Raw genomic sequence first — 15,158 nt, forward strand, 5'->3', positions numbered from 1 at the left:
TTTCATTCGAGGTTTGCGTGTCGGGGCCAGAGGTTGTCGGCGGACTGCCCGCCGCGGGACCAGAGCGTGTGGAACAGGGCGTCGCCGACCAGGGCGACGGCCTGCTCGAAGAGACTGCCGGCGTACTGCGCCGAGGCCGTGCCGGAGCGGTCGGTCTTCGTCGCTGCCGGCAGCACGAGGGTGACGTCCGCGACCTCGGACAACGGGGAGTCGTCGGTGGTCGACAGGGCGACGACGGACGCGCCGACGTCGTGCGCGGTGCGGGCGGCCTGCACGATGCCGGTGGTCGTGCCGGAACCGCTCGCGACGAGGAGCACGTCCCCGGGCCGGATCGCGGGCGTGGTGACCTCTCCGACGACGTGGACGTCGCGACCGAGGTGCATGAGCCGCATCGCGGTCATGCGCAGTGCGAGTCCGGAACGGCCGGCACCGTGCACGAAGACACGGTGGGAGCGGTCGATCAGGTCGAGGGCGCGCTCGGCCGCCGCGTCGTCGACGTTCGCGGCGAGGTCGGTGACCTCGCGCACGATCACGTCGAACGCTGCGGGGACGGTGGGTTCTGCCATGTCCACGAGCATGCCGTCGCGCGGCCCGCCGCACCGCTACCCGCGTCGGCAGGCATCCCACCCGATCGGGTGGCCCCGTCCGCACGGGTGGGACAGGTAGGTTCGGCTCCCATGGACGCCATCGCACCCGACCGGGAGGCCCGTGGCGAGCCCGCCAGTCGGCTCGCCGCCTCGGAGCACGCCCGGACCGTCGCCGAGCAGGCGGACCGTCAGGCGCTCACCCTCGAGTCCGTGCTCGCCGTGCTCCGGTCACCACGGGTGTCGGACGCCGCCGCGCGGGCCGAGGCCGTCGAGATCGCGTCGGCAGCACTCGTCGACCTGCGCACCGAGACCGACCACCAGCGCAGCACCCTGCTCGAGCCGGTCACCGGGGCGTTCTCGCGCCTCCGAGCCGACCTGCGCCCGCTCGTCCGGTTCGGCGACCTCGACGTGCAGTTCGTCGAGCCGCCGACCACCGGCCGCGCACTGCCGGGCGACGTCGCTCACGCGGCCCGCGCCATCGTCCGGACCGCCGTGCTCGCCCTGGTCGACGGCGGTGCGGCCAAGCGGGTCCGCATCCAGTGGGACTGCGACGGCCGGAACCTGCTCATGCAGCTCCGTGACGACGGCTCCGGCACCCTCGACGTGCACGACGACGCCATGCGGCCGATCGCAGAACGGGTCGTCACCCTCGACGGCCGGGTCCAGGTGTCGAGTACGCCGGACTGGGGCTCGGTCCTCGACATCTCGCTGCCCCTCGACCCGTCGCCGACCGAGGTGGACTCGGTCGCGGACGACGACCTCACCCCGCGGGAGCGCGACGTGCTGCGGCTGCTCGCGACGGGCATCGGCAACCGCGAGATCGCCGAGGGCCTGGGCATCAGCGTCAACACGGTGAAGTACCACGTGGCGAACCTGCTCCGGAAGCACGGGGCCCGCACCCGTGCCGAGCTCGCCGCCTTCAGTTCCCGGGCGTGACCCCGGAGGGGCTGAAGCGGTAGCCCATGCCGGACTCGGTCACCAGGTACCGCGGGGTCGCCGAGTCGGGCTCGAGCTTCCGCCGCAGCTGCGCCATGTACAGCCGCAGGTACCCGGAGTCGTTGCCGTGCGACGGCCCCCACACCTCGGTCAGGAGCATCTCGCGGGTCATCAGCCGGTCGGGGTTCGTGACGAGCACCTCGAGCAGGCGCCACTCCGTCGGGGTCAGCCGGATCGCGGGACCGCTGGCCGGGGTGACCTGCTTCGCGACGAGGTCCACGACGAGGTCGCCGATCCGGATCGTCGGCGCGCTGTCGACGCCGGCCGGGGCACGGCGTCGTCCGAGGGCTCGCAACCGCGCCAGCAGCTCGTCCATCTGGAACGGCTTCGTCACGTAGTCGTCCGCGCCGGCGTCGAGTGCGTCGACCTTGTCGGACGAGTCGGTCCGGCCGGACAGCACGAGCACCGGCACCTGCGACCACCCCCGGATGCCCTCGAGCACCCCGATGCCGTCGAGCCGGGGCATGCCCAGGTCGAGCAGCACCAGGTCGGGCCGTTCGGTGATGACGGCGTCGATCGCCGCGCGCCCGTCCTTCGCCGTCACGACCTCGTACCCGCGGGCGGCGAGCGTGACGGTGAGCGCTCGGACGAGTTGCGCGTCGTCGTCCGCGATCAGGACCTTCACCGGAGCTCCACTCCCACGTGCCCGGCGATCGGAAGCCGCACCACGACGGTGAGCCCACCACCCGGGGTGTCGTCGACCTCGATCGTGCCGCCCATGCCCTCGGTGAAGCCCCGCGCGAGTGCGAGCCCGAGCCCGAGGCCCGTCTCGTTGTCGGTGTCGCCGAGCCGCTGGAACGGCTGGAAGACCTCGTCGACCCGGTCCGACGGGATACCCGGACCGTGGTCGGCGATCCGGAGCTCGACCCCGCCTCCGAAGGCGCTCGCCGCGACGCGCACGCGGGTGCCGTCGGGTGCGTAGCGGACGGCGTTCGCGAGCAGGTTCACGACGACCCGCTGCAGCAGGACGGGGTCGGCGAGCACCGGCGGCAAGTCCGCCGGCAGGTCGAGGTCGACGTCGTCGGGCCCGAGCTCGAGCTCGTCGAGCGCCGGTGCGACCACGGTGTCGAGGGCCAGCGGCCCCGACGCGACCGCGAGCACACCCGCCTGCACACGACTGACGTCCAACAGGTCTGCCAACAGCACCGCCAGCTGACCGAGGCTCTCGTCGGCGGTCGCGAGCAGCGCCTCCCGGTCGGCCCTGGACAGGTCGACGTCCAGCGCACGCAACGACTGGACGGCGGCCGAGGCGGCCGCGATCGGCCGACGCACGTCGTGGCCGACGGCCGCGAGGATCGCACTGCGGACGCGGTCAGCCGCCGCGATCCGCTCCGCGTCCAGCGCGGTGCGCGTCAACGAGCGGTGTTCGACCGCGGCGTCGAGCTGCTGCTCGACGACGCGCAGCAACCGGCGCTGCGTCGGGTCGTCCGGAGCGCCCGCAAACTCGAGCACGGCACCGGACGGGAGGCTCGTGGACGCGTCCGGCGATTCGCCGAACGTCCCCGACGTGGCCGGTTCCTCGTTCCCCTGCCGGATCCGGACACCGGCGAACCCGAAGGCCTCGCGGGTGCGTTCGAGCAGGGCCTGCAGGGCGTCGTCGCCGCGGAGGACGCTGCCGGCGATCCCCATCAGCAGACCCGACTCCGCCGCGGCGCGACGGGCAGCACGCGAACGTCTGGCGGACCGGTCGACCACGAAGCTGACGAGCACGGCACTGATGACGTACATGACCAGGGCGAAGAGGTGCCACGGCTGCTGCACCGTGACCATGTGCAGGGGTTGGACGAAGAAGAAGTCGAGGCTCAGTCCGGACAGCACCGCCGTGAACACCGCCGGCCACATCCCGCCGACGAGCGCCACGACGAGCACCAGCAACTGGTACGCCAGGACGTCCACGGTGATGGCGTCGGGGTCGCTGCCGATCAACAGGACCCAGGTGAGCAGGGGCCCGACCAGGACCGAGAGCACGAACGCAGCGAGGACCCGTCCGCGGGACAGACTGCCGCCGAGCTTGGGCAGGGCGAAGCCACCACCGGCGCGCTCGTGCGTGACGACGTGCACGTCGATGTCGCCCGACTCCCGGATCACCGTGTTGCCGATGCCCGGGCCGGTCAGGGCCGCGGCGAGCCGACTGCGACGGCTGACGCCGATGACGATCTGGGTCGCGTCGATCGACCGCGCGAACCGCACGAGGGTCGACGGCACGTCGTCGCCGACCACCTGGTGGTACGTCCCGCCGAGCTGTTCGAGCAGGGTGCGTTGGGCACCGAGCGCCCCCGGGTGGCGCTCGCGCAGGCCGTCGTTCGTCGTCACGTGCACGGCCGCGAGTTCACCCCCGGCACTGCGGGCAGCGATGCGGGCACCGCGGCGCAGGAGGGTCTCGCCCTCGGGGCCGCCGGTCAGGGCGACCAGTACGCGCTCCCGGGTCTCCCACCGGTGCTCGATGCCGTGCTCGGCGCGGTAGGCCTTGAGCGCGTCGTCGACCTCGTCCGCCAGCCAGAGCAGCGCGATCTCGCGCAACGCCGTCAGGTTCCCGAGCCGGAAGTAGTTCGACAGGGCCGCATCGATCCGGGCAGCCGGGTACACGAGTCCGTCGGAGAGCCGCTCGCGCAGGGCGGCCGGTGCCAGGTCGACGACCTCGATCTGGTCGGCCGCGCGCACCACGGCGTCGGGGACGGTCTCGCGCTGCACGGTGCCGGTGATCTCGCGGACCACGTCGCCGAGGGACTGCATGTGCTGCACGTTGACCGTCGAGATGACGTCGATGCCGGCGGCCCGCAGCGCTTCGACGTCCTGCCAGCGCTTCTCGTTCGGACTGCCGGGAGCGTTCGTGTGCGCGAGTTCGTCGACGAGGGCGACCTCGGGCGCTCGCCGGAGCACCGCGTCGAGGTCCAGGTCGTCGAGCTCCACGCCGCGGTGGTCCACGGTGCGGCGCGGGACGACCTCGAGGCCGTCGACGAGCGCGGCGGTGGCAGCACGTTCGTGCGTCTCGACCACGGCGACGACGACGTCCCGTCCCTCGTCGAGCAGCCGGCGGCCCTCCTCGAGCATGGTGAACGTCTTGCCGACGCCCGGTGCGGCACCGAGCAGGACCCGTAGCTTGCCGCGCTTCACGTGCTCATCCTCTCGCGTCGAGTTCCGCAGCGGGCGCGAAGCCGGGCGCAGGGCGGGATCGCGCCCCCAAGTGGTCATCGCGCCCCGGTGAGTCGGGGCGCGATGACCACCGCGGGGCGCGATCGATCACGAGGATGCCTTCGCCAGCGCGAGGTTCAGGGCCAGCACGTTCACGACGGGCTCGCCGAGGAACCCGAGCTGGCGCGACTCGGTGTGCTGCACCACCAGTGCACGCACGCGGTCCTCGGACAGCCCCCGCGCCGCAGCCACACGCGCCACCTGCTGCGCCGCGTACGCCGGGCTGATGTCCGGGTCGAGACCCGAGCCCGAGGCCGTTACGGCGTCGGCCGGCACCTCGGACACGGACACACCGTCGGCCTTCGCGACCGCCTGCTGCCGCTCCTTGACGGCCTTGAGCAGGTCCGGGTTGTTCGGCCCGAGGTTCGAGCCGGACGAGGCCCCGGCGTCGTAGCCGTCCTCGCCAGCTGCGGAGGGCCGCGACTGGAACCAGCGATCAGCCTGCTTGCCGGAGAACGACTGCCCGATGAGGGAGGACCCGACGACGGCGCCGGACGAATCGGTGATCTCCGAGCCGTTGGCCTGCTCGTGGAACACCCCCTGGCCGACGCCCCAGACGGCGAGCGGGTAGCCGACGCCGAGCACGACGGTGGCGAGCAGGGTGAGGCGGATGGCCACACCAGCGGAACGGACGGTGGAACGTGCAGATGCCATGACTAGAACCCCGGGATGAGACCGACCACGAGGTCGATCAGTTTGATGCCGATGAAGGGGACGATCACGCCGCCGAGCCCGTAGACGAGCAGGTTGCGGCCGAGGATCGACGACGCTGCGGCGGCGCGGTACTTGACGCCGCGCAGTGACAGCGGGATGAGCGCCACGATGACGAGCGCGTTGAAGACGACGGCGGACAGGATCGCGGACGACGGGCTGTGCAGCCCCATGATGTTGAGCGCCGCGAGCCCGGGGAACGCCGCCTGGAACATCGCCGGGATGATCGCGAAGTACTTCGCGACGTCGTTCGCGATGGAGAAGGTGGTCAGGGCACCACGGGTGATGAGCAGCTGCTTGCCGATCCGGACGACGTCGATGAGCTTGGTCGGGTCGGAGTCGAGGTCGACCATGTTGCCCGCCTCCTTCGCCGCCGTCGTGCCGGTGTTCATCGCGACGCCGACGTCGGCCTGCGCCAGGGCCGGGGCGTCGTTGGTGCCGTCGCCGGTCATCGCGACGAGGTTGCCGCCCTCCTGCTCGCGCTTGATGTACGCGAGCTTGTCCTCCGGGGTGGCCTCGGCCAGGAAGTCGTCGACGCCGGCCTCGTGCGCGATCGCGGCCGCGGTTCGGGGGTTGTCACCGGTGATCATCACCGTGCGGATGCCCATCGACCGGAGCTCGGCGAACCGTGACGCCATGCCGTCCTTGACGACGTCCTTCAGGTGCACGACGCCGAGCAGGGCGACCGCGCCGTCCGAGGAGCGGCGGCCGACGACCAGTGGGGTGCCGCCCTGGTCGGAGATCTCCGCGACGGTGGAGTCGATCGCGGCAACCAAACCGGCTTCGGGGGTGTCTGCCCAGGCCAGTACGGCCGCAGCGGCACCCTTTCGGATCTGCGACCCGTCCGGCAGGTCCAGACCGGACATGCGCGTCTGCGCCGTGAACGGCACCTCGACGGCACCGTCCGGCAGTGCCGGCGTCACCCCGGCGTCGGCAGCGAGCGACACGATCGAGCGGCCTTCGGGCGTCGAGTCTGCCGCGCTCGACAGGGCTGTTGCCGCCATCAGCGAAGCCTCGCTCACGCCCGGCACCGGCACCACGCGGGACGCCCGACGGTTGCCGTACGTGATCGTGCCGGTCTTGTCGAGCAGCAGGGTGGTGATGTCGCCGGCGGCCTCGACCGCGCGGCCCGACATCGCGAGCACGTTGTGCTGCACGAGCCGGTCCATGCCGGCGATGCCGATCGCGGAGAGCAGGGCGCCGATGGTGGTCGGGATGAGGCAGACGAGCAGGGCGATCAGGACGGGGACGCTGACCGTGGCACCGACGAGTCCCGCGATGGGCTGCATCGTCAGGCAGACGATCACGAAGACGATCGACAGCGAGGCGAGCAGGATGTTCAGCGCGATCTCGTTGGGCGTCTTCTGCCGGGCTGCACCCTCGACGAGGCGGATCATCCGGTCGATGAAGGTCTCACCAGGGGTCGAGGTGATGCGCACGATGATCCGGTCGGACAGCACCCGGGTGCCGCCGGTGACGGCACTGCGGTCGCCGCCGGACTCGCGGATGACCGGTGCGGACTCCCCCGTGACGGCCGACTCGTCGACGGACGCGATGCCGTCGATGACGTCACCGTCACCGGGGATCACCTCGCCGGCGACGACGACCACCACGTCACCCTTGGCCAGGTCGACCGACGCGACCTCCTCGGTCTCGTTGCCGATCGCCGCTGCGTCGGCCGGGTCGTAGCCGAGCACCCGTCGGGCGCTCGTGGTCGAGCGGGTCTTCCGCAGCGTGTCGGCCTGCGCTTTCCCACGGCCCTCGGCGACCGACTCCGCCAGGTTCGCGAAGACGACGGTGAGCCAGAGCCACACCGCGATGGCGATGGTGAACGCGGACGGCTCGACGACGGCGGCCGCCGTCGTCAGGGCTGCGCCGACCTCGACGATGAACATGACGGGGTTCCGCCACATCAGTCGCGGATCGAGTTTCCGCAGGGCTCCCGGGAGGCCCGCCACCAGTTGACGGGGTCCGAATGCGGACGAGCGGGTGGCCGGCTCCACTGCGGTGCGCGGTTCCGGCTCGGTGGTCACGGTCATGACAGTCCTTCTGCGAGCGGGCCCAGTGCGAGCACCGGGAAGTAGGTGAGTGCGGTGACGATGACGGCGACGCCGCCGAGCAGCCCGATGAACAGCGGGCGGTGGGTGGGCAGCGTGCCGGCGGTCTCGGGTACGCGGTCCTGGGCGGCGAGGGACCCGGCGAGCGCCAGGACGAACACCATCGGCACGAAGCGCCCGAGCAGCATCACGACGCCGAGCGCGGAGTTCATCCACGTGGTGTTCGCGGTGAGCCCGCCGAAGGCCGAGCCGTTGTTGTTCGCACCCGAGGTGAAGGCGTAGAGCAGCTCGGAGAGCCCGTGGTTGCCGGGGTTGAAGATCGACGTGCCGAGTACCTGTTCGCGGACGCCGGGGATGACCAGGGACAGTCCGGTGGCGAGGAGCACGAGGGTCGGCGTCACCAGGATGTACAGCGCCGCGAAGGTCATCTCCTTGGCGCGGATCTTCTTGCCGAGGTACTCCGGGGTCCGGCCGACGAGCAGCCCGCCGATGAACACCGTGATGACGGCGAGCACGAGCATGCCGTACAGACCGGAACCGACACCGCCGGGGGTGACCTCGCCGAGCATCATGTTGAGCATCGCCATCATCCCGCCGATCGGCGTGAAGCTGTCGAACATGCCGTTCACCGCACCGGTCGAGGTCGCGGTCGACGTCGTGCCGAACAGGGTGGTGCCGAGGATCCCGAACCGGGTCTCCTTGCCCTCCATCGCGGCACCGGCTGCGTGTGTGGCGAGCCCCCCACCGCTGAGCTCGGCGATCGACATCACCGACAGGGACACGAGGAAGATCGCGCCCATCACGGCGAGGATCGCGTAGCCCTGGCGGTCGTCGCCGACCATCCGGCCGAAGGTGCGCGGCAGCGAGAACGGGATGACGAGCATCAGGAAGACCTCGACCAGGTTCGTCCACGCCTGCGGGTTCTCGAACGGGTGCGCCGAGTTGGCGTTGAAGTAGCCACCGCCGTTCGTGCCGAGTTCCTTGATCGCCTCCTGCGACGCCACGAACCCGTCCGGCAGGTGCTGCGTGCCACCGACCAGCGTGGTGACGTCGGTGCCGCTCCCCCACGACTGGATGACGCCGCCGGCGACGAGCACGATCGCGAAGACGAACGCCCCGGGCAGCAGCAGTCGGCCGACACCGCGGACGACGTCCACCCACACGTTGCCGAGCGTGCCGGACTTGCGGCGGGCGAACCCGCGCACCAGTGCCACGGCGACGGCGAGGCCGACGGCTGCGGACAGGAAGTTCTGCACCGCGAGGCCGGCCATCTGCACGCTGTACCCGACGGTGACCTCGGGCGAGTAGGACTGCCAGTTCGTGTTCGCGACGAACGACGCCGCGGTGTTGAACGCGAGCGACGGGCCGACGGCAGGGAGCCCGAGGTCGCCGGGCAGCACGACCTGGATGCGCTGCAGCAGGTAGACGAGCAGGAGGCCGACGACGCTGAAGAGCAGCACGCCGCGCAGGTACACGGCCCACGACTGCTCGGCGTCCGGGTCGACCCCGATCAGCCGGTAGACCCCGCGCTCGACCCGGTTGTGCCGGACGGGCGTGAAGACCCGGGCCATCCAGTCGCCGAGCGGCCGGTAGGCGACGACGAGCAGCAGGACGAGCGTGGCGACCTGGACGATCCCCGCCCAGACGTCCGCGGCGCCCGACGCGCCCACGGCGCCCACTAGAACCGCTCCGGACGCACGAGCGCCCAGACGAGGTACACGACAGCGGCGATGCCGAGGACGGCGGCCGCGATGGTGATGCCGATCACAGCCGTTCCACCCCCTTGGCGATCAGTGCCACCACGCCGAACACGGCGAGGACACCGGCGACGACGAACACGTCGAACACGAGGGACTCCAGAAGGTCTGCGGTGTCCGCGTCGGGCGACGCGGACGGCACCACGTGTGGTGCCTGGACCGATGCTGGATCCTGCACCGGGCCTCCTGGGCGCTCCTAACGGTTTCCTCACGCCGCCCTGGCGGACGCATGCGCCCCGCTAACGCGCGCTCGCCGCCTGGAGGCGCGTGGTCAACGCACCGACGGCGTCGCGGAGGCTCTCGGGACCCTCGACCACGAAGTCGATCGCGAAGCCCGCGAACGCTCCGGCGAGACCCGGCCAGGACCACGAACCGAGCGTGACACGACTCCGCTCGTCGGACAGGGGTTCGACGACGGCGCCCTCGGGCAGGTAGTGCGCGATCGTCCGGGCCTCGGCGGCCGTCATGGTGACCGCACCAACGCACGGCCACACGTCGGCCTGCGCCGATCCCTTGAAGCGCGCCGCCACGAAGACCACGGGGTCGCCACCGGGTACGGGCCGTGGGGTGAACGGCACCCGCGTACGCATCCGCGGGGTGATCCGGTCGATGCGATGGGTGCGCCAGTCGTCGCGGTCGAGGTCCCAGTCGAGCAGGTACCAGCGGCCGTTCCGCGCGATCACGGCGTGCGCTTCCACCCGGTGCGGGGTCTCGTCCTCGCCGTAGCCGAAGCGGAACACCTCGCGCAGGTGGACGGCCTCGCTCACCGCCACCAGGACGTCCGGGTCGGTCGTGGTGCGGCTCGTCGCGGTCACGGCCTGCACCGCGTCGATGCGCGACCGGAGCCGCCCCGGCATGACCTGCCGGATCGTCGCAAGCGCCCGGGCGGCCGACTCGGCGATGTCCGCGCCCGAGGCGGGTGCGACGGCGAGCGCCAGGGCGATCGCCACGGCCTGGTCGTCGTCGAACAGCAGCGGCGGAAGGTCCGAGCTCGCTGCGAGCCGGTAGCCCCCGGCCGGCCCGCGGAGCGCCTCCACCCGGTACCCGAGCTCGCGGAGCCGGTCGACGTCGCGGCGGACCGTGCGGGGGCTGACCTCGAGGCGTCCGGCGAGCTCGTCGCCTGGCCAGTCGCGGTGCACCTGCAACAGCGACAGCAGCGCGAGCATGCGCGAGGAGGGTCCGGCCATGTCGAGCATTCTCGTCGGAGAAGCGGACATGATCTGACCGCATTGCCGGTCATCCTCGTTCCATGAGCATCGAAACGACACCCCACCTCAACTTCGACGGCAATGCCCGCGAGGCCCTCGACTTCTACGCATCGGTCTTCGGCGGCGAGGTCACCGCCGCCACCTACGGCCAGATGGGCGCCCTGGACGACCAGGCCTGGGCCGACCGCATCGTCTTCGGCCAGGTCTCCACCGACGCCGGGTTCCGGGTCATGGCCTTCGACGTCTGGCCCGGGCAGCCCTACGACCGGGGATCGAACGCGTTCTACGTGTTCGTGCACGGCGACGACTCCGCTGAGATCGAGCGGTACTGGGCCGTGCTGTCCGACGGCGCCGAGATCCGGCAGCCCCTCGCTCCCTCGGCCTGGGCGCCGCTCGCCGGGCAGCTCCGCGACCGGTTCGGCGTGGTCTGGCAGCTCGACGTCGCCCCGGCCGACCGCTAGCGCGTTCCGAGGGCCGCGGTCAGCGCGTCGGCGTCCACGTCGACACGGTGACCGCGGCCGTCACCGTCGCTGGGGCGAACACCGCGTCCGGTGCGACGTGGTGGTGGCTCGGCCCCATGTGCACCACGTCGTGGACGTCCTCGGCGGAGAGGTCCATCGTCCACGTCAGGTCCTCGGAGGACCGCAGGACGAACGACGGCGTGAGCGAGTCGAGCAGCCGCCGCTCCTTCTCCGGGTCGACGGAGATCGTCGCCTCGGCCAGCTCCGCCAGGTGGCCGGTGCGCGGGGTCACGACGACCAGCACGCCGTCGGGGTGCAGGACGCGGGCGTACTCGGTCTGGTTGCGCGGAGCGAAGACGTCGAGGACGACGGTGGCAGCGTGGTCGACGACCGGGAGGCGCTCGGTCACGTCCCCGACGACGGCTCCGGCACGTTCGTGGACGCGGGCCGCCCGTCGGATCGCGATGGCCGACAGGTCCAGCGCAACCCCGAGCCTCCCGTCCGCACCGTCCGGAACGTCCGCACCGTCCGGAACGTGCGCTGCGTCCAGCGCATGCGCCAGGTAGGTCCCCGGACCGGACCCGACGTCGAGCACGATGCCGGGGGCCGTCGCCTCGGCGACGGCGTCGGCGAGCGCCCGCTCGACAGGCGCGTAGTGGCCCCGTCCCAGGAACCGCAGCCGCGCGTCGACCATCTCCGGGGTGTCCGCGGTGAGCGCCCGACGCTTCGCCGGCAGGAGCGTCAGGTGGCCCTGCTTGGCCTCGTCGAACCGGTGCCCGGTCGCACAGCCGACCTGGCCGCCGTCGACCCGACCGAGGGGCTCGGCGCACACGGGGCAGGCGAGCATCGGCAGCAGGTCGTCACGCACCGGCCCAGCGTACGGGGCCTCGCTAGCCTGGCCGGATGTCGCTGCAGCAGCTCTTCGGTCTCGACGGACGCACCGCCCTCGTGACAGGAGGCAGTTCCGGCATCGGACGCGCCATCGCCACCGCACTCGCCGACGCGGGTGCGCACGTGCTCGTCGCTGCTCGGACACGGTCAACCATCGACGCGACGGTCGACGACGTCCGCGCCGCTGGAGGATCGGCCGACGGCATCGTGGCCGACCTGTCCTCGCGTGCCGGGGCACACGCCCTCGCCGACGCGGCGGGTGACGTCGACGTCCTCGTGAACTCCGCGGGGATCAACCTCCGGCCGCCGATGGCCGACCTCGACGAGGACACCTGGGACGCCACGATGGCCGTGAACCTCGACGCACCCTTCGTGCTCGGCCAGCGGCTCGCACCCGGCATGGCCGCGCGCGGCCACGGCCGGATCATCAGCATCAGCTCGCAGCAGGCGCACCGTCCGTTCGCCTCGAGTGGCGCGTACGGGGTCTCCAAGGCCGGCCTGGAGGCACTGGCCCGGTCCCAAGCGGAGGCCTGGTCCGCGCAGGGGGTCACCTCCAACGTCCTCATCCCCGGTTTCGTGCGCACCCCGCTCAACGAGCGGCTCGGGTCCGACCCGGCCGCGGTGCCAGCCCTCGCGGCGCGGACGCTGGTCGGCCGGAACGGACTCGCGTCGGACTTCGCCGCCGCTGCCGTGTTCCTCGCCGGCCCCGGTTCGGCGTACGTCACGGGGCAGTCGATCGCGGTCGACGGCGGGTTCTCCGTCCACTGACCTCGAGGTGCGCCGACGGCAGGGTGCTGCGCAGCAGTACGGTCGGGGCATGGCAGTCATCGAGCAGGCAACGCTCCGCCCCTCCAAGGCCGAAGCGCTCGCCGCTTGGCTGCCCGACCAGGCGTGGAGCGGCGTCGTCGCGGGAGCGCCGCTGCAGGTCGTCGGGCAGTTCCGGTTCGACGATCCCGCCGGCGAGGTCGGCGTCGAAGTGCTGCTCGCCCGCACCGAGGACGGCCGGGTCCTGCAGGCGCCACTGACCTACCGGGACGCACCGCTGCCCGGCGCCGACGCGTTCCTGGTCACCGAGATGGACCACTCCGTGCTCGGGCGACGCTGGGTGTACGACGCCGTGGGCGATCCCGTCCACGCCGACGTCCTGCGCCGGGCGATCGTCACCGGCGGGCACGAAGCGGAGCTCGAACTCGCGAACGATGCCGGACGGCGGCCGAAGGACGCCTGGGCCAGCGGCAGCGGCTCCGAACCCGACTCCCCCGATGTCACCTCGGTGCACGCGACCACGACGGGCGCGGTGACGTCGATCGCGACCGACCACGGCACGATCGTCATCGCTCGGGTCGTCGGCACCGCCCTGCCCGAGGGCGAGAAGCTAACCGGTACGTGGACGGACGGCTCCGGAGTGCTCGCCGTCCTGCTGCCCGAACGCGCCTGAGGTACTGGCAGGGCCTGCCTGCGCCGGGGACCGGCTGGCAGGATCGATGGTGTGAAGACACTGGAGTTGCCACAGACGGACCTCACCGCATCCGACGTCGTCGTCGGCCTGATGCGGATCAACGACATGAGCGACGAGGACATCCGCGCGCTCTACAGCGCCTCGCGGGACGCGGGCGTGAACATGTTCGACCACGCCGCGGTGTACGGCGAGTGGCACGGTTGCGAGGAGCGGTTCGGTGCCGCCGTGACGCTGTCGCCGGCGGAGCGCGCCGAGATCGTGCTGCAGACCAAGGTCGGCATCCGTCCGACCCCGAACGGCGCGTACTTCGACTTCTCGTACGAGCACATCCTCGAGTCGGTCGAGGAATCGCTCACCGCGCTGCAGACCGAGTACATCGACATCCTGCTCCTGCACCGCCCCGACGCCCTGGTGGAGCCGGAAGAGGTCGCGAAGGCCTTCGACGAGCTGCACGCCGCCGGCAAGGTGCACCACTTCGGCGTCTCGAACCACACCCCTGGCCAGGTCGACCTGCTCAAGAAGCACGTCCAGCAGCCGCTCGCCTTCAACCAGGTGCAGCTGAGCATCACGCACGCCAACGTCATCTCGCAGGGCCTCACGGCGAACATGGGTGGCCTCGACCAGTCGATCTCCCGCGACAACGACATCCTCAACTACTCGCGGATCAACGACATCACGCTGCAGGCTTGGTCGCCGTTTCAGAAGGGGTTCTTCGACGGCGTCTTCCTCGGCGACCGCGAACAGTACGCCGACCTCAACGACGTCCTCGAGGAGATCGCCGCCGCGCACGGGGTCACCCCGACCGGCATCGCGGTCGCCTGGATCACCCGGCACCCCGCGCACTTCCAGGTCGTCCTCGGCACGACGAACCCGCAGCGCGTGCGCGACTCGGCGGCCGGCTCGGACGTCGAGTTGTCGCGCGAGGAGTGGTACCGGATCTTCACCGCTGCGGGGCACACCGTTCCGTGAGTCCGTCGGGCAGGGTGGAGTCGTGCTCCACGACCTCACCCTGCCCGTCCGCCTGTCCGCCCGCGCCGGTTCGGTGGTGGTGCGGAACGCGGTCGACGGCGACCTCGACGCCCTGATGGCGCTGTTGTCCGACGACCCGATCAGTGCCGCCCGCGGCGATGTCGCCGCCCCGGAGGACCGCCCGCAGTACGCCGCGGCCCTTCGATCGATCACCGACGACCCGGCGAACGCGCTGCTCGTCGCCGAGGACGAGTCCGGTCGGCTCGTCGGCACGCTGCAGCTCACCCGGATCCCGGGCATGGCTCGCCGGGGTTCGACGCGGCTGCTCGTCGAGGCCGTCCGCGTGAGCAGTGCGCTCCGCTCGGGAGGCATCGGCAGCGCGCTGATGCGCTGGGTGACCGACGTCGCAGCGCCGGACCTCGGGACCCCGCTCGTGCAGCTCACCTCGGACGCCGCCCGGACGGATGCGCACCGGTTCTACGAGCGCCTCGGCTTCACCGGATCGCACGTCGGCTTCAAGTACCGCGTCCCAGACTCTTTCGCGCGCTGACGTTCTTTCCCAGAGCGCGCGCGATGCAAGACGGTTTCGGGCGTACCTGGTCGAAACTTCCGATTAGGTACGCCCGATTCGACCAGGTACGCCTCAGTCGGAGGACGCCGGGGTCCCCGAGGACGGGACGCGCACGTCGACCGGGGACACCGCGGCGGGGTCGGCGGAGGCACCACCCACGACGTCGAAGGAGATCCCGAGCATCGCCGGGTCCTCGTCGAGCTCCAGCCCGTCCTCGCGGACCTGGTCCTCCGGGATTGCACGGCCACCAGACGGGTCCCACGAGTTCGCGATCGACATGCCGACGAGCATGCCGGGCG

General features: G+C 71.5%; 17 protein-coding genes. 6 read left to right on the forward strand and 11 right to left on the reverse strand.

The genetic code is table 11. The features are described 5' to 3' along the window. Positions 1 to 2: 2 nt before the first annotated feature. Positions 3 to 566: a 6-phospho-3-hexuloisomerase gene (gene hxlB / locus EDF33_RS01900; protein ID WP_132099157.1), complete on the reverse strand. Its 564-nt coding sequence runs from the start codon at positions 564 to 566 to the stop codon at positions 3 to 5. Positions 567 to 677: 111 nt separating this feature from the next. Here hxlB and EDF33_RS01905 point away from each other — a divergent pair, with 111 nt between their 5' ends. Beyond that, positions 678 to 1,523, forward strand: a complete 846-nt coding sequence (locus tag EDF33_RS01905; protein ID WP_132099158.1) for a LuxR C-terminal-related transcriptional regulator — start codon at positions 678 to 680, stop codon at positions 1,521 to 1,523. Here the strand turns inward: EDF33_RS01905 and EDF33_RS01910 are convergent. The 8 genes from EDF33_RS01910 to EDF33_RS01940 form a co-directional block, all read right to left on the reverse strand. Further along, entirely contained in the window at positions 1,507 to 2,208 is a 702-nt protein-coding gene (locus EDF33_RS01910; protein WP_131877734.1) for a response regulator transcription factor, read from the reverse strand. The two genes, EDF33_RS01905 and EDF33_RS01910, sit on opposite strands and share 17 nt — an antisense overlap. After that, entirely contained in the window at positions 2,205 to 4,697 is a 2,493-nt protein-coding gene (locus tag EDF33_RS01915) for an ATP-binding protein (protein ID WP_132099159.1), read from the reverse strand. The genes EDF33_RS01910 and EDF33_RS01915 overlap by 4 nt, the downstream gene beginning before the upstream one ends. 126 nt (positions 4,698 to 4,823) lie before the next feature. Next, positions 4,824 to 5,429 (reverse strand): potassium-transporting ATPase subunit KdpC, encoded by a 606-nt coding sequence (gene kdpC / locus EDF33_RS01920; protein ID WP_132099160.1) that lies wholly within the window; start codon positions 5,427 to 5,429, stop codon positions 4,824 to 4,826. 2 nt (positions 5,430 to 5,431) lie between these two features. Continuing rightward, the gene (gene kdpB / locus EDF33_RS01925; protein ID WP_132099161.1) at positions 5,432 to 7,525 is read right to left on the reverse strand and encodes a potassium-transporting ATPase subunit KdpB; all 2,094 of its coding nucleotides are present in this window, start codon (positions 7,523 to 7,525) and stop codon (positions 5,432 to 5,434) included. Further along, positions 7,522 to 9,213: a potassium-transporting ATPase subunit KdpA gene (gene kdpA, locus EDF33_RS01930; RefSeq protein WP_132099162.1), complete on the reverse strand. Its 1,692-nt coding sequence runs from the start codon at positions 9,211 to 9,213 to the stop codon at positions 7,522 to 7,524. Before kdpA ends, kdpB begins: the two co-directional genes overlap by 4 nt. A gap of 8 nt (positions 9,214 to 9,221) precedes the next feature. After that, a complete protein-coding gene (locus EDF33_RS01935; RefSeq protein ID WP_017887940.1) occupies positions 9,222 to 9,311 on the reverse strand; it encodes a potassium-transporting ATPase subunit F in 90 nt (29 codons plus the stop codon). Then, entirely contained in the window at positions 9,308 to 9,478 is a 171-nt protein-coding gene (locus tag EDF33_RS20030) for a hypothetical protein (protein ID WP_165918692.1), read from the reverse strand. The genes EDF33_RS01935 and EDF33_RS20030 overlap by 4 nt, the downstream gene beginning before the upstream one ends. A 61-nt stretch (positions 9,479 to 9,539) precedes the next feature. Next, positions 9,540 to 10,487, reverse strand: a complete 948-nt coding sequence (locus EDF33_RS01940; protein WP_132099163.1) for a WYL domain-containing protein — start codon at positions 10,485 to 10,487, stop codon at positions 9,540 to 9,542. A gap of 62 nt (positions 10,488 to 10,549) precedes the next feature. Here EDF33_RS01940 and EDF33_RS01945 point away from each other — a divergent pair, with 62 nt between their 5' ends. Next, positions 10,550 to 10,969 carry a VOC family protein gene (locus EDF33_RS01945; protein WP_132099164.1) on the forward strand — a complete coding sequence of 140 codons (420 nt, stop codon included), beginning with the start codon at positions 10,550 to 10,552 and terminating at the stop codon, positions 10,967 to 10,969. Positions 10,970 to 10,988: 19 nt separating this feature from the next. Here the strand turns inward: EDF33_RS01945 and EDF33_RS01950 are convergent, their stop codons facing one another. Then, positions 10,989 to 11,837 (reverse strand): putative RNA methyltransferase, encoded by an 849-nt coding sequence (locus EDF33_RS01950; protein WP_132099165.1) that lies wholly within the window; start codon positions 11,835 to 11,837, stop codon positions 10,989 to 10,991. 35 nt (positions 11,838 to 11,872) lie between these two features. On the opposite strand from EDF33_RS01950, the gene EDF33_RS01955 reads away from it, so the two are divergent. The 4 genes from EDF33_RS01955 to EDF33_RS01970 are packed head-to-tail and all read left to right on the forward strand — an operon-like array spanning position 11,873 to position 14,838. Continuing rightward, on the forward strand, positions 11,873 to 12,628 hold the full coding sequence (locus EDF33_RS01955; RefSeq protein ID WP_132099166.1) for an SDR family oxidoreductase: 756 nt from the start codon (positions 11,873 to 11,875) through the stop codon (positions 12,626 to 12,628). 49 nt (positions 12,629 to 12,677) lie between these two features. Then, a complete protein-coding gene (locus tag EDF33_RS01960) occupies positions 12,678 to 13,298 on the forward strand; it encodes a hypothetical protein (RefSeq protein ID WP_131845897.1) in 621 nt (206 codons plus the stop codon). Positions 13,299 to 13,349: 51 nt separating this feature from the next. Further along, complete coding sequence (locus EDF33_RS01965; protein WP_132099167.1) at positions 13,350 to 14,288, forward strand: aldo/keto reductase; 939 nt, start codon at positions 13,350 to 13,352, stop codon at positions 14,286 to 14,288. Between the two features lie 22 nt (positions 14,289 to 14,310). Beyond that, positions 14,311 to 14,838, forward strand: a complete 528-nt coding sequence (locus EDF33_RS01970) for a GNAT family N-acetyltransferase (protein ID WP_132099168.1) — start codon at positions 14,311 to 14,313, stop codon at positions 14,836 to 14,838. Positions 14,839 to 14,931: 93 nt separating this feature from the next. Here the strand turns inward: EDF33_RS01970 and EDF33_RS01975 are convergent, their stop codons facing one another. Beyond that, positions 14,932 to 15,150: a hypothetical protein gene (locus EDF33_RS01975; protein ID WP_131845893.1), complete on the reverse strand. Its 219-nt coding sequence runs from the start codon at positions 15,148 to 15,150 to the stop codon at positions 14,932 to 14,934. Between the last annotated feature and the right edge of the window lie 8 nt (positions 15,151 to 15,158).

The organism is Curtobacterium sp. PhB146 (assembly GCF_004342995.1).
Lineage (GTDB): Bacteria > Actinomycetota > Actinomycetes > Actinomycetales > Microbacteriaceae > Curtobacterium.

What these genes read in the sequence shown, in the direction of transcription:
- hxlB (WP_132099157.1), bottom strand. Translation starts at nt 566, where the DNA reads ATGGCAGAACCCACCGTCCCCGCAGCGTTCGACGTGATCGTGCGCGAG.
- EDF33_RS01905 (WP_132099158.1), top strand. Translation starts at nt 678, where the DNA reads ATGGACGCCATCGCACCCGACCGGGAGGCCCGTGGCGAGCCCGCCAGT.
- EDF33_RS01960 (WP_131845897.1), top strand. Translation starts at nt 12,678, where the DNA reads ATGGCAGTCATCGAGCAGGCAACGCTCCGCCCCTCCAAGGCCGAAGCG.
- kdpB (WP_132099161.1), bottom strand. Translation starts at nt 7,525, where the DNA reads ATGACCGTGACCACCGAGCCGGAACCGCGCACCGCAGTGGAGCCGGCC.
- EDF33_RS01940 (WP_132099163.1), bottom strand. Translation starts at nt 10,487, where the DNA reads ATGGCCGGACCCTCCTCGCGCATGCTCGCGCTGCTGTCGCTGTTGCAG.
- EDF33_RS01975 (WP_131845893.1), bottom strand. Translation starts at nt 15,150, where the DNA reads ATGCTCGTCGGCATGTCGATCGCGAACTCGTGGGACCCGTCTGGTGGC.
- EDF33_RS01955 (WP_132099166.1), top strand. Translation starts at nt 11,873, where the DNA reads ATGTCGCTGCAGCAGCTCTTCGGTCTCGACGGACGCACCGCCCTCGTG.
- kdpC (WP_132099160.1), bottom strand. Translation starts at nt 5,429, where the DNA reads ATGGCATCTGCACGTTCCACCGTCCGTTCCGCTGGTGTGGCCATCCGC.
- EDF33_RS01945 (WP_132099164.1), top strand. Translation starts at nt 10,550, where the DNA reads ATGAGCATCGAAACGACACCCCACCTCAACTTCGACGGCAATGCCCGC.